Source organism: Atopomonas hussainii (assembly GCF_900109735.1).
GTDB classification, from domain to species: domain Bacteria; phylum Pseudomonadota; class Gammaproteobacteria; order Pseudomonadales; family Pseudomonadaceae; genus Atopomonas; species Atopomonas hussainii.
In genome coordinates this window covers 247,437-260,701 of sequence record NZ_FOAS01000002.1, presented here as the reverse complement: position 1 = coordinate 260,701, position 13,265 = coordinate 247,437, and the positions used below count along the sequence as shown (strand labels likewise).

Here is a 13,265-nt window from a genome sequence, read left to right as displayed (position 1 = left end):
TTGGCCACAACTATCAAAAAGTGACCACTGCGCACATCAACAAGCAACCCCAGCCGGCCTAGAGTAAAGGCACCACCCCCGCTACCGCTCGCCCGCAAAGGCAAGCCACAGGAGCCAACGATGCCAAAAATCATCTGCACTGTGCCGGCTCACACGCCTAAGGCGCAGATCCTGCAAAGCCAAGCCGCTTTCACCGCCCTGTACGCCGAACACTTCGGCAGCGCGAAGGGACTCACCATCGTCTGGATGCTGACACCCGCCGGACAAACGTTTCAGGCCGGGCAGCCGGCAGACATTTATCTGGCCATGATCGAAGTTGAAAACGACTTAGCACAGCGCATTCGCGAGCCGGCCATGTGGGCCTTCACCCTGCGCTGGGCCAAGATTTTAGCCATCGACATCAACCGTTTGATGGTTACCTGCGCCGACAGCAGCACGGTTAATGCCTACCTGAGCCAGCACCGACAGCGCCTGCGCCCCATTCGCCGCGTGCCTTTTCTGCTCTCTAGCCTGTATCACTTGCTGCGTAGCCGCCGCGCCAACGGTTTTGCCCAGCTGCGTATCAACCTGTAACGGAGTCTTAGCATGCCCCTATACAACCTTGCCTGCCGCACGCCGCTATCAGCCACGCAGCGGCAAAGCGTCGCCACCCTGATTACCCAAGCCCACTGCCACGTCACCACCGCGCTACCGCATTACGTCAACGTGGTGTTTAGCGATAACTGGGCACTCCCTGCCGGCATCGAAGTGAGCATTTTGGGCGGCGTACGCATTGGCGGCACACGGACTCACGCCGTGGTGGAAAAGCTCAAGCGCGCGTTGGTTGCCGCCACCGCCCAAGGCTGCGGACTAACGCCGGCTGCGGTGGCGATCAGCACCGTCGGCATGCCCGCCCAGTGGATCATTGAAGGCGGCGAAGTGATGCCCGAACCCGGTGCAGAGCCCGGCGCAAATCACCCTCAGGCGCAACACCAAGCGCAATAAAAGCCCAGCAGCGCCGCCCCAACCTAGGAAACCCCGCATGCCCAGAAGCGTTTTAATTACCGGCTGCTCCAGCGGCATTGGCCACGCCTTAGCTCGCGCATTTGCCGCGCACGGCGATAGGGTAATCGCCACCGCACGGCGCCTAAGCAGCCTAGAAAGCTTGAGCCCGCAGTGCCAAACCGTGGCGCTGGATGTCACCAGCGAAACCAGCCGCGCCGCACTGCTTGAGCAACTGGCAGAAAAAGGCATTCGCCACATCGACATACTGATCAATAACGCTGGCATCTCGGCCATGGGCCCAGTTATAGAGTTGCCCGCCGAGCAACTGCGCGGCCAATTTGAAACCAACGTGGTCGCCCCTGTGCTGCTAACGCAGGCGTTATTCCCGCTGCTGCAACAGTCGCAACGCCCGCTGGTCGTGAATATTGGCAGCGTGTCGGGTGTACCCACCACGCCGTTTGCCGGCGCCTACTGCGCCAGTAAAGCGGCGCTGCACAGTTTGTCAGATGCCCTGCGCATGGAGCTGGCGCCCTTCGGCGTGCAGGTGATTACCGTGCAGCCGGGGGCTATCCAATCGAGCTTTGGTGATTCGGCAGCCAGTGGTATCGAAGCGTGGCTCGGCGCGCACTCACGATACGCTGGTATTCGTGACGGCATCATGGCCCGCGCACAGGCTTCGCAAGTCAACGCCACAGCTGCTGACGACTTTGCCGCTGCCTTGCTGACCGAACTCAACACGGATCAACCCAAGGCCTTGATCCGTATTGGCAAAGGCAGCCGTAGCATGCCAGCCGTGGCCAGACTGTTGCCCAGCGAACTGACCCGCACACTATTAAGCCGTAAGTTCAGCCTTAACCGCTTGCCGGGCATTCACTGAGCAAAGCAATAAGCCAGAAACGAAAAAGCCCAGCTGGTTAGCTGGGCTTTTCAATATGGCGGTGAGAGAGGGATTCGAACCCTCGGTACGCTATTAACGTACACACACTTTCCAGGCGTGCTCCTTCAACCACTCGGACATCTCACCGAATCTTGCAGGGGGCTGCCCAACAAGGCGCGCTAATTTAACCGAAGCCCCTGCCCTTGGCAAACACTTTTTCCTAGCGATTCATTGGCTTACCGCGCGCCGGCTTAGTCGGCCAGGCGAGCGAAACGCAGCAGCGCTTGGCTGTCGCTGTAGCCCAACGGCGCAGCGGTTTGCTGCAACTGCACGGCGATCAACTGCGGAAACTCACCGGCATCCAGCCAGTGCACACAGCCGGCTGGCAAGTTCAGCCAATCACCACGCTCTAGCTCCAGCGCCAGCACATCGGCACCGACCTGTACGGTGAGCAACGCACGCCCGGCCAAGACGCCATAAGCACAGCGCCCAGCGCCAACACGCTCGTCGTGTGGCAACTGAGCAACAGACTCTTCGCCGGGGCGACCGGCCAAACTGAATAACTCCACGGCATCGCACTGCTGCGCGGCTTGCCAGCGCGGCAAGTCATCGGCCAGCGCTTGCTGCAACGCAACTAACGGCATGCCGGGCGTTAGGCGTTGGGTAAATGCCTCATGCGATAGCTGGATATCCTGCGGCGCGAGCAAGGCGACGATATCTTCAGCATGGGTGAGCACCTTGTAGGGCTGCTCGGGGTGCTCGGCGTGGTAGACATACAACAAGCTCATGGCCATTCCTTATCTGTGTTCAACGCGGGGATACAGCCAACGCGCGGCAATCAAGACACCTAACAAGGCGATACCCGCCGCGCCCCAATAGGTCGTGCTCGCCCCCAGACTGCCCCAGGCGTAGCCGCTAAGCAATGCGCCTAAAGCCCCGCCCGCGCCCCCTAAGGTGCTGTACAAGGCCTGCCCCGTACTTTGTCGCTGCAACGGGAAATGCTGTTGGATAAACGCTACCGCCGCCGCATGAAAGGTGCCGAAGGTGGCCGCATGCAGGCACTGAGCGAGCAATAGCCAGAGAATATGGTCTGCCCATTCGGCGATCATGATCCAGCGCAACACCGCGAGCACTAGCGAGCCAAGTAGCACCCGGCGCAAGCCAAAACGCGGCAGCAGACGCGCCATGACCAAGAACACGGCAATCTCTGCCACCACGCCCAAGGCCCACAGCAAACCAATGGCGGTGCGGCTGTAATCTAGGGTCTGCAGGTACACACTAAAAAAGGTGTAATACGGGCCGTGGCTGGCCAGCATCAATAAACAGCAGGCATAAAAGGCCAAAATCGCCGGCTGGCGCAGTAAGCCACGCAGCGTACCTTTGGCCAGTGGCGCGCTGTCAACCGCTGGCGGTAGGGCCGGCAGCAGCCAACCGGCGAGAATAATCATCAGCATGATGGCGGCCATCAAGTGCGGCAAATACAGCACCGGGATGTACTCGAACAACCCACCAAAGCCGACCACCACGACGATAAAACCGACCGAGCCCCACAAGCGCACTTTGCTGTAATCCGCGCCGCGCTCGGCCAAGTGGTGCAAGGTGATCACTTCGGCCTGCGGCAACACCGCATGCCAGAAGAAACTGTGCAGCGCCATCACCAACGCCAGCACCCAGAAGGATTGATCGATAAACACGCCGGCGAAGAACAGCAGCGTGCACACGCTGCCTAAACGCAGAATGCGCAAACGCTCGCCACGATAATCGGCCAATGCGGCCCACAGATTCGGCGCCAGTACGCGCATCAACATGGGAATGGCGATCAGCTCGCCGATGCGCGCAGGGCTTAAACCTAAGCGCTCAAGAAACAGCGGCCAGAACGGCGCGCTGGCGCCGAGCAGGCTGAAATACCAGAAATAGAAATTCGAAAGCCGCCAATACGGCACGCTGGCCATGCCACGGTGCCGCTTACAGCTGCGGCAGTACCGGGGTAATTACCTGTACGTCGGCATTCTGACCACGGTGACGCAACAGGTGATCGAGCAGCACGATGGCCATCATGGCTTCGGCAATCGGCGTGGCGCGGATGCCCACACACGGGTCGTGACGGCCCTTGGTAATCACCTCGACGGGGTTGCCGTGAATATCGATCGAGCGGCCCGGCGTGGTGATACTGGACGTCGGCTTAAGCGCCAAGTGCGCAACAATCGGTTGGCCGGAAGAAATGCCACCTAAGATGCCGCCGGCGTTGTTGGAGAGAAAGCCGTCCGGCGTCATCTCATCGCGGTGTTCGGTGCCGCGCTGCGCCACGCAGGCGAAACCAGCGCCAATTTCCACGCCCTTCACTGCGTTAATGCTCATCAGCGCGTGGGCTAAGTCGGCATCGAGGCGATCAAAAATCGGCTCGCCTAGGCCGGGCATCACGCCTTCAGCCACCACAGTGATTTTCGCGCCGACCGAATCTTGATCGCGGCGCAGCTGGTCCATATAGGCTTCCAGCTCCGGCACTTTGTCCGGATCAGGGCTGAAGAAGGCGTTCTGTTCCACGCTGTCCCAGGTTTTAAACGGGATTTCAATCGGGCCCAGCTGGCTCATATAGCCGCGCACCTGAATGCCAAGGCCCGCCAAGGCTTTCTTGGCGATGGCACCGGCGGCTACGCGCATGGCGGTTTCCCGCGCTGAGCTACGGCCGCCGCCACGGTAATCGCGCAGACCGTACTTGTGGTGATAGGTGTAATCGGCATGCGCCGGACGGAACAGCTCGCTGATCGCCGAGTAGTCTTTGGACTTCTGATCGGTATTACGAATCAGCAGGCCAATCGGGCAACCGGTGGTTTTACCTTCGAAAACACCGGAGAGAATTTCCACCTCATCGGCTTCTTGACGCTGGGTGGTGTGGCGGCTGGTGCCGGGCTTGCGGCGATCTAAATCACGTTGCAAATCCGCCAGGTTCAGCTCGATGCCCGGTGGGCAACCATCGACAATCGCTACCAGCGCAGGGCCGTGGCTTTCGCCGGCGGAGGTCACCGTAAACAGTTTGCCGAAGGTATTGCCAGACATAGCCACACTCCCAAAAAGCAAAAACAAACTCAGCGCACCGCTGAGGGCCGCGCAGTATAACGGATTTAACCCTTAGGCTTGTGCCACTCGCTGCTTGAACAGCGCTTGGTGCTCACGGCACTGACGCTCGGTGAGCAAGAACACACCGTGCCCGCCTTGGCTGAACTCTAGCCAAGTGAAGTCGACCTCGGGGTACGTCGCCTCGACATGCACCTGCGAATTGCCCACCTCAACCACCAACACACCGTGCGGGTTTAGGTGATCGGCTGCTTGAGCCAAAATGCGCCGCACAATCAGCAAGCCATCGTCACCGGCGCCCAGCCCCATGGCCGGTTCGTGGTGGTATTCAGCGGGCATATCGGCCAAGTCTTCGGCGTCTACATAGGGCGGGTTCGACACAATCAGATCAAATTTCTGCCCCGGCAAGCCTTCCAGCAAATCGCCCTGCACGGTAAATACCCGCGACTCTAAGCCGTGGCGCTCGATATTGATGTTGGCCACTTCCAGCGCGTCGAAGGACAAGTCCGCCAGCACCACTTCGCTTTCAGGGAACATGTCGGCACAGGCGATGCCGATGCAGCCAGAGCCCGTGCATAAATCCAACACACGCAGCGGCGCTTCATCCAACCACGGGCTAAAGCCTTGTTCGATCTGCTCGGCAATCGGCGAGCGCGGCACCAGCACGCGCTCATCGACATAGAACGACAAGCCACAGAACCACGCTTCGTTGAGCAGATAAGCCGCTGGCACGCGCTGCTCAATACGCTGACGGAACAGCTCGCGCAAATGCGCGGCTTCGTCTTCTTCGAGGCGGCAATCGAGGTAGCTGTCGTTGATCTGCCACGGCAGATTCAGTGCGCCCAAGACCAACTGACGGGCTTCATCCCAAGCATTGTCGGTGCCGTGACCGAAAAACAGCTCGTGCTGATGAAACTGGCTAACGGCAAAACGAATATGGTCGCGCAGGGTTAGCAGGCGGCTGGCAGACATAAGCACCTCTGCAGGTAAAAAGAGCGCATGTTACCGAAAAAACCGCCAACACAGGCGGCCAATTGTGGCGCGTTCGCAACAAAAAAAGGCGCCAAAACAGAGCAAGCCCCATAGCTGGAAACATTTTGTTGCACGATAATGGCGCACCACTTTCTGACCCTTACGTCAACCTTCCCCGAGCCCCTCCCACCATGCTTATCGAACCCTTCTCGTTCACTGGCATCGCCGTGCTGGTGATATTCCTTATTGGTATGGCTTTGATCATGTTCGAAGCCCAGCTTGAAATGGATAAGTTCAAGCCCGCCATGTTCATGATGTCTGGCCTAGTAGTGATCGGCCTGCATTACATGCTCAACGACCCAAATGGCTTTCAGCTGTTTGCCGAAGCTCAAGAGCACATCAAAACCGAGCTGTTTGGCCTGATCGCCTTCATGGCGTTTATGTGGATGATCGTTGAGTTACTCAATGAGCGGAACGTGTTTACCGCACTCAACGGCTATCTATTGAAAAAAGGCCTCGGCGCTCGCGGCATGTTTTGGGCCACCGGCGCGTTGTCTGCGCTGATGTCGCCGTTTATCAACAACTTCACCACGGCGATGATCTTCGGCAAGTCGATCAAGAACATCTCAATCAACGAGCGCTACACCCATGTATCGCTGTGCAACATCGTGGTGGCCTCCAACACCGGCGTATGGTTCTTAGGCACCTCGACGTCGCTGATGATTGTGCTGGCCGGCAAGATCTCCCTTGCAGGTTTATTGCTGTTGATTCCTTCAGCGCTGATTGGCTGGCTGCTGTTTGCCCTCACCCTGCAGTTCTTCTACATGCGCCCACTGAAGAACCAACAGCTGATTCGCGAAATTGAAGGCGAAGACTCTGCCCTTAAGCCCGGCGGCGCCAGCATTGCGGTGGTTGGCCTGACCGCCATCGTGTTTGCCGTGACGGCCAACGTGACCTTGCACGTGGATATCGAGTTCGCCACCGGCATTGGCTTAGGCTTTGTGGCGTTGTGGGCTTGGGTGTTGAGTCATCGCGGCATTGAGCTGCCGTGGCAAGACCAGCTGCAAAAAGTGGAATGGAACGCCCTGCTGTTCTTTATTGGCATCATCACCGCGGTGTCATGCTTGAACCACGTGGGCTGGCTGTCGTACATCTCCAAGCTGTTTGAGCTGTTTGACCCGACACTGGTGAACGTCATTCTCGGCGTTATTTCCGGAATTATGGATAACGTGCCGGTAGAGGCCGCAGCGTTGATGTCCAGCCCCGACCTTGGGCTAGACCAATGGGCGCTGAACGCCTTGATGGTGGGCATCGGCGGTTCGTTAACGGTGGTCGGTTCTGCTGCTGGCATCATGGCCATGGCGCTGGACAAGAGTTACACCTTCGGCGTGCACCTGAAGTTTTTACCGGCAATTCTGGTCAACTTCTTAGGCTCGCTGGGCGTATGGTGGTTGCAGTTTAAGTTCTTCGGCTTGTACTGATAGCGCACTGCCTTAATCAGTCTCTACGCTCCGCCCTAGTCATAAAAAACGCCGCGTTATCCAAGTGATACGCGGCGTTTTTTAGCGATTAAATCCCCACCAACGCTGCACATGACGGCCCTAGAGCGCCGCTGCATACCTGTACTAGCCCTGTAACCGCTAAGACTGTCAGATCACCCTGACACACCAAGCTTGCGTCCACTTTCTTGCCGGCTGTTTCGACCGGCAATAAAAAACCCGCGCAGTGCGCGGGTTTCTTGGCTGCGCAGCAGAGAATCTCTACCGCACAGCGCTTTGCCTATCGACTAGCGAATTACTGCTTAGCCTGAGCTTCTACTTCGGCTTCTACACGACGGTTAATCGCGCGGCCTTCGTTGGAAGCGTTGTCAGCTACCGGACGAGCTTCGCCGTAGCCTACTGCGCCTACACGCTCAGACTCTACACCGTACTCGTTAACCAGTACTTCACGCACGGCGTTAGCGCGGCGCTCAGACAGCTGCTGGTTGTAAGCATCGCTACCCACGGCGTCAGTGTGACCTTCAACAGTGGTGGTGGTCTGCGGGTACTGCTTCATGAAGTCTGCCAGGCTCTGGATGTCCTGATAGCTTTCCGGCTTAACCACAGCCTTGTCGAAGTCGAACTTAACGTCCAGCTCAACACGTACTACTTCAGCCACAGCCGGGCAGCCGTCAGCGTCTACAGTCACGTTAGCCGGAGTGTCCGGGCACTTGTCGACGTTGTCGCACACGCCGTCGTTGTCGCTGTCGGTGCACATTTCAACCGGAGCAGGTGCCGGTGCAGCCGGCTTAGCGCCGCCCAGGTTGATGCCCAGGCCTACGCCAGCCATCCACTCAGTTTGGCCGTTGTCCAGACCGTGCAGCACGTCAACGCCGGTTTTCAGCATGACGTTTTCGCTCAGGTAGTACTTAACGCCGGCACCCAAGGTGTACAGGGTGGTGGTGTCTTCGCCACGGGTGTAAGTGTTATCCAGTTCCTGATGGGCGAAACCGGTGGAAACATACGGACGCAGCGCGCGCGGACCTGGGATGCCCCAGTGGTAAACCGCTTCCAGGCCAGTTTGGTGGCCGTTTACTTTCTCTTTGTTGCTCTCGCCAGCCAGAGTGTCGTTGGACTCTAGGCTCTTGAACACACCGTGATTCAGGCTCAGGGACAGGTCTTCGGTCAGGAAGTAACCCAGGCTGCCGCCGTACAGGTTGCCGTTGGTGATGTCGCGAGAACTATCCGAGAAATAACGCTTGGCAAAAACGTCCATCTCCACTGCGCCCTGGCCCTGAGCCAGTACAGGCATGGAGGACATGGCAACCAGCGAACCGATTACCAAGCCAAGGGTGCTTTTCAGTTTCATGTGTTTCCCCTCTCAAGTTAAACACGGCACTGCCACATGCAGCGCCGGTACCGCCCAAGCCTGCCGCTCGCGTGAGACTCCTAGTCCACGTTTTGCGCGGCAAACTTATCGCGTAAGCGGTCGAGTGCGCGCTTGTAGCGCATTTTAGTCGCACTCAACCCCATGTGCATGATGTCGGCGATCTCTTGAAACTCAAGCTCAGCGACAAAACGCAGCACTAAAATCTCTCGGTCAATCGGATTGACCTGATCTAACCATCTATCCAGCCCGCCGCGCTCAAGGGTGAGCGGCGCAATTTCTTCGCCGGGCTCGTCGTCATCGGCCTCTAAACTTAAGGCCTCGACCAAGCGCCTCTTACGGCGTTCTTTACGGTACTGAGTAATGCATTCGTTATAGGTGATGCTGTACAGCCAAGTTTTGAACTTCGACTTCCCTTCGAAGTGCTTTAAACCATGGAAGACTTTCAGCATCACTTCCTGACACACGTCGTCGGCGTCACGCTCATTACCGAGATAACGCACACAGACGCTAAAGAGTACGCGCTGATAACGGCGCATGAGCTCTTCGTAAGCGGTCGTCACATGATGGACAAGCTCTGCGTTGGCCCGCTCAACCAACTCCTCGTCGGACAGCTCACGAGGGTTATATCGCAGAGAAAGTGGGTGAGACTTTTTCAAGACGCTCTACTAGTCGCTGGCGATGAACGCCGCCCTAGGCACCTTGGGTGTCTTATTTGGCGGCGTAAATTAGGGAATTATGGCTGCTTTTGCAACCGTCTTCAGCGACTTTTTACGCTGCTTTCCAACAGTGCCCTATTGGGCAACGTAACCCGCTCTCCCGAGGCCAGCAAAATAATGGTCTTCACCGTGCCGATCTCTTCAATCTCGCCTTCGACATTATCCAGAGAAATCTGATCGCCAGCTTCATACAGCTCGCGCACATAAATACCGGCGAGAATCTGGCTAGCGACTTGGCGGCTACCTAAACCTATCGACAGCGCGGCGGCCAAACCGACAGTCACCAACACAATGGCAATGACCAAGTTCAGCAGCTCAGTTTTAATCTGCAGTTGGCTAATCGCCACAGAAATACTGATGATCAGCACCAAGCCTTGGCTTAACCGGCCCATTGCATGGGCGTAATCCAAGCCTATGCCTTCAGCAGCACCTTTAGCGACGTTGTAGACCAAGTGCGCCAACAAGAAACCACCGAGCATTAATAAAGCGGCGGAGAACAACTTGGGCAAATACAGCACCACGCCATCGAGCATGCTGGAAACGCGATCAAGGCCGAGCACTTCAACGGCCGACACCGCAAACACCAGCACGATAAACCAGTAGATGACTTTGCCAGTGAGTGCCGATACCGGCAGACCAATGCCGATGCGCTTAAGCAGTTTATCGACACCTGTGCCCGCCATCAGGCGGTCGAGCCCGAGCTTGGCCAGCACTTTGGTGATTAGTGCATCGAGCAACTTAGCCACCACGAAGCCCAGAATCACCAGCACCACAGCACCGAGCAAATTGGGGATAAACCCAGCAATCTTGCCCCACAGGGTGCTCATGGCAGAAACCAGACCTTGAGTCCAAATATCCAGCGGCATGGCTCGCTTACTCCTTATTCGTGTCCTGAGGTGCGGACGACTGTTTCTTCATGGTGGATGAGGCGTGCGTCACGCCGATCAGCAAGGCTTCGATGGCGTGCCCGAGCATTTCCAGCAGGTCGGCAAAACCGCTTTGTCGGTTAGCTTTGCGCAACACTTGGTGCAAACGGCGGTCTTCAACCTCGACCGATTCACTGTCTTTGCCCATCAGCTCGCGCAGCGACGCTTCGAAAGGATCCACCTGAAATTTCCTCGTTGAAATCCGCGATATTGACGATAAACAGCGCCGCCGCGTCACATTGCCGCAGCGCCATAGGTAGGGTTTTGCTTAAATCCAGCGTAAGCGACGAAAGACGATCAGCTGCACAGCACTTAATGTCAGCATCAGGCCGAGAGCAATCCAGAAGCCCCACGGGCTTTCCGCACCAGGCATGCCGCCAACGTTGATACCCAACAGCCCCGTGACAAAGCCCAGCGGCAAGAACAGCGCACTGATAATACCCAGCAGGTACAAGGTGCGGTTCATTCGCTCACTCATAAAGCGCTGCTGTAATTCCTGCAAAAAGCCGATGCGCTCACGCAGCAAATCGAGCTCTTCCACATGCCGTGTCAGGTCATTGTGCAGCTCATACCAGCGTTTGTGCTGCTGCGGGGTGAACCAGTCGCCGCCGAGTTCTTGCAGCTGATTGAAGATATCCCGCTGCGGACCGAGAAAACGCCGCAGCGATGCCACCCGCCGGCGCTGCGGGGTGAGCACCTGACGGTGAAAGTCTGCCGAGTTTTCATCGGCCTGATCTTCCAATCGATCAATACTGTCTTCGACCTCCAGCAAACTGCTGTCGATACGCTGACTGAGGTTCTCGGTCAAATCCAACAACAGGCTACTGAGATCGCGCGCGCCACGCCCAGCGTCAAGCATTTCGCGGGTATCCACGGCGGCGCGCAGCGGCCGATGGCGCAGGGTGATCAACATATGCCGATCAACGTAAATGCGCAGACTGACCATGTCTTCCATGTCGGCGCCGGGGTTTAAGTTCACCCCGCGCAAGAACAGCAGCAGTGCGTCGTCACCCACCTTGACCAAGCGTGGGCGGGTGTTTTCTTCCAGCAGCAGCTCGCACACGTATTCGTTAAGGCCGCTGTGCTGATACAGCCACTGCTGCGCCGCCACATGGGTGCGTTCTAGATGCAACCACAGGTGTTCGTCAGTCGCTTGCTCGGTGTGCCGATCGGGCAGGCTTTCTAGCATGCGCAGAAAGCCACCGCGCCCGTCGAGCACGCCGCCAAAGATCAAGCCACTGTCTTGCGGCGCGTCTACCATGGTTTATTCCGGCATGCTCAGCGCGGTGGGCGACACGATAATGCCGTTGTTATCGGCATACACGTATTCACCCGGCTTGAAGGTCACGCCGCCGAAGGTAACCGGCACATTCAAATCGCCGATGCCACGCTTGTCGGTTTTCATCGGGTGCGTCGCCAGCGCTTGCACGCCCAGATCGGTTTGCCCGATGACATCCACATCGCGAATGCAGCCATAAACGATGATGCCTTCCCAGCCGTTTTTAGCGGCTTTTTCGGCGAGCATGTCACCCAGCAGCGCACGACGCAGCGAACCGCCGCCATCCACCACCATGACTTTACCGCGACCGTCTTGGTCAACTTGCTCTTTGACCACCGAGTTATCTTCAAAACATTTAACGGTAACGATCTGCCCGCCGAAGGAATCACGACCACCGAAGTTACCGAACATCGGCTCAACCACATTCACGTCTGGGTAGGCGTCGCACAGATCTGGGGTTACGTATTGCATGATTACTCTCCTCTAAAAAATCGTCGTGGGTCAGTCGAGTCTTTGCGCGGCACTGTGCGGGCTGTCTTGCTCGCGCAGCCAATGGCAGACCAAGGGCCACACCTCTTCCTGCGCCGCCTTGCTGATCAGCATATCGACATGACCAAAGTTATGACTAAAACCGGCCGACTTGCCCAAACTTAAAAAGTAACGTGGCGTGGCGCCGTATTGCTCCGCCAGCTTGCGACAGCACCAAGCCGGGTCTTGATGATCGCCCTCGCCAGCCACCGCCAAAAGTGGCACCTTGGCTTGGCTTAAGCCAAACCACCAATCTTTGTCGGCATCACCAAAGCGGCCAAATAACTGATGCCAGCGCAGCGTTTCTAACGCCAAACCGAGCGGCTCATCTTCTGGGCCGCGCTTTAAACGCCGGCCGGGAATCATGCCTAAGCGCTTGAGCACAAAGCGGCTACCCCACGCAACAGGCGGCAACTTGAGCGGCCAGTACACACGACTGACTTGTGCGCCAAACAAGGTCACGCTGTGCGCCTCATGCTCGCTCAGGTATTCCCCACCAATCGCTGCGGCCAAGGTGATACCGCCGAGGGAATGACCAATCCAGTGTGGCTTCTGCCCACCGGTTTGCTCCATCACAAAGGCGGCAATCGCCGGCAAATCGTAACGCGCGTAATCGGCCACGGTATTGCTGTTATACGCCTGATTGCGCGGTGACAGGCCGTGGCCACGCATTTCCGCAATCCACACATCGAAGCCTTCACGCGCCAGCATAGCGCCCAAGCCAACGCCGCGCGGCGAGCACCAAAAGCGCCGATTAGAAAAACTGCCGTGCAGCAAAATCACTGGCACGCCACCCTTACCATGGCTTAACCGCGTGACCGCCAGCGTAACGCTAGGGTCTGGGCTGTTGCCGGGCTTGAGCAAATACACGTCTTCATTCAGCCCTGCGCACAGCTCGGCGCTGTGCAGGGTCACAGGAAATAACGCACTACTACTTTGCATGCCGAGAACTCTGCGGCTTAAAAGAAAGCGACAGACGACGCTAGGTCGCCTGCCGCATCTTGGAAACAGTGATTGGGGCGTGCAGCCATGCAATCGCC

Annotated in this window: 15 protein-coding genes and 1 tRNA gene; 4 read left to right on the top strand and 12 right to left on the bottom strand. The window is 57.6% G+C overall.

All coding sequences use genetic code 11. The features are described 5' to 3' along the window. Nucleotides 1-120 precede the first annotated feature (120 nt). The 3 genes from BMX80_RS02880 to BMX80_RS02870 are packed head-to-tail and all read left to right on the top strand — an operon-like array spanning nucleotide 121 to nucleotide 1,861. A complete protein-coding gene (locus tag BMX80_RS02880; RefSeq protein WP_074864862.1) occupies nucleotides 121-573 on the top strand; it encodes a hypothetical protein in 453 nt (150 codons plus the stop codon). 12 nt (nucleotides 574-585) lie between these two features. Next, complete coding sequence (locus tag BMX80_RS02875; RefSeq protein ID WP_074864860.1) at nucleotides 586-984, top strand: hypothetical protein; 399 nt, start codon at nucleotides 586-588, stop codon at nucleotides 982-984. Between the two features lie 37 nt (nucleotides 985-1,021). Beyond that, a complete protein-coding gene (locus BMX80_RS02870; RefSeq protein ID WP_074864858.1) occupies nucleotides 1,022-1,861 on the top strand; it encodes an SDR family oxidoreductase in 840 nt (279 codons plus the stop codon). A 56-nt stretch (nucleotides 1,862-1,917) separates the two neighbouring features. Here BMX80_RS02870 and BMX80_RS02865 read toward each other — a convergent pair. The 5 genes from BMX80_RS02865 to prmB form a co-directional block, all read right to left on the bottom strand. Then, nucleotides 1,918-2,008: transfer RNA gene (locus BMX80_RS02865), tRNA-Ser, on the bottom strand. A 104-nt stretch (nucleotides 2,009-2,112) separates the two neighbouring features. Further along, on the bottom strand, nucleotides 2,113-2,649 hold the full coding sequence (locus BMX80_RS02860) for a cupin domain-containing protein (protein ID WP_074864855.1): 537 nt from the start codon (nucleotides 2,647-2,649) through the stop codon (nucleotides 2,113-2,115). Nucleotides 2,650-2,658: 9 nt separating this feature from the next. Then, nucleotides 2,659-3,813 (bottom strand): MFS transporter, encoded by a 1,155-nt coding sequence (locus tag BMX80_RS02855; protein WP_074864853.1) that lies wholly within the window; start codon nucleotides 3,811-3,813, stop codon nucleotides 2,659-2,661. 13 nt (nucleotides 3,814-3,826) lie between these two features. Next, nucleotides 3,827-4,918 carry a chorismate synthase gene (aroC, locus tag BMX80_RS02850; protein WP_074864850.1) on the bottom strand — a complete coding sequence of 364 codons (1,092 nt, stop codon included), beginning with the start codon at nucleotides 4,916-4,918 and terminating at the stop codon, nucleotides 3,827-3,829. A 72-nt stretch (nucleotides 4,919-4,990) separates the two neighbouring features. Next, nucleotides 4,991-5,908: a 50S ribosomal protein L3 N(5)-glutamine methyltransferase gene (gene prmB / locus BMX80_RS02845; RefSeq protein ID WP_074864847.1), complete on the bottom strand. Its 918-nt coding sequence runs from the start codon at nucleotides 5,906-5,908 to the stop codon at nucleotides 4,991-4,993. A 191-nt stretch (nucleotides 5,909-6,099) separates the two neighbouring features. Here prmB and nhaD point away from each other — a divergent pair, with 191 nt between their 5' ends. Further along, the gene (nhaD, locus tag BMX80_RS02840; protein ID WP_071871141.1) at nucleotides 6,100-7,389 is read left to right on the top strand and encodes a sodium:proton antiporter NhaD; all 1,290 of its coding nucleotides are present in this window, start codon (nucleotides 6,100-6,102) and stop codon (nucleotides 7,387-7,389) included. 313 nt (nucleotides 7,390-7,702) lie between these two features. On the opposite strand, the gene BMX80_RS02835 is transcribed toward nhaD, so the two are convergent. The 7 genes from BMX80_RS02835 to BMX80_RS02805 form a co-directional block, all read right to left on the bottom strand. Continuing rightward, entirely contained in the window at nucleotides 7,703-8,755 is a 1,053-nt protein-coding gene (locus BMX80_RS02835) for an OmpA family protein (RefSeq protein ID WP_074864844.1), read from the bottom strand. A gap of 80 nt (nucleotides 8,756-8,835) precedes the next feature. Continuing rightward, entirely contained in the window at nucleotides 8,836-9,432 is a 597-nt protein-coding gene (gene sigX / locus BMX80_RS02830; RefSeq protein ID WP_071871139.1) for an RNA polymerase sigma factor SigX, read from the bottom strand. A gap of 101 nt (nucleotides 9,433-9,533) precedes the next feature. After that, complete coding sequence (locus BMX80_RS02825) at nucleotides 9,534-10,358, bottom strand: mechanosensitive ion channel family protein (RefSeq protein ID WP_071871138.1); 825 nt, start codon at nucleotides 10,356-10,358, stop codon at nucleotides 9,534-9,536. 7 nt (nucleotides 10,359-10,365) lie between these two features. Then, complete coding sequence (locus tag BMX80_RS02820) at nucleotides 10,366-10,599, bottom strand: hypothetical protein (protein ID WP_083394217.1); 234 nt, start codon at nucleotides 10,597-10,599, stop codon at nucleotides 10,366-10,368. A gap of 87 nt (nucleotides 10,600-10,686) precedes the next feature. Then, nucleotides 10,687-11,679: a zinc transporter ZntB gene (locus tag BMX80_RS02815; RefSeq protein WP_074864841.1), complete on the bottom strand. Its 993-nt coding sequence runs from the start codon at nucleotides 11,677-11,679 to the stop codon at nucleotides 10,687-10,689. A 3-nt stretch (nucleotides 11,680-11,682) separates the two neighbouring features. Beyond that, the gene (gene rraA, locus BMX80_RS02810; RefSeq protein WP_071871136.1) at nucleotides 11,683-12,168 is read right to left on the bottom strand and encodes a ribonuclease E activity regulator RraA; all 486 of its coding nucleotides are present in this window, start codon (nucleotides 12,166-12,168) and stop codon (nucleotides 11,683-11,685) included. A 30-nt stretch (nucleotides 12,169-12,198) separates the two neighbouring features. After that, nucleotides 12,199-13,167: an alpha/beta fold hydrolase gene (locus BMX80_RS02805; protein ID WP_074864839.1), complete on the bottom strand. Its 969-nt coding sequence runs from the start codon at nucleotides 13,165-13,167 to the stop codon at nucleotides 12,199-12,201. Nucleotides 13,168-13,265 lie beyond the last annotated feature (98 nt).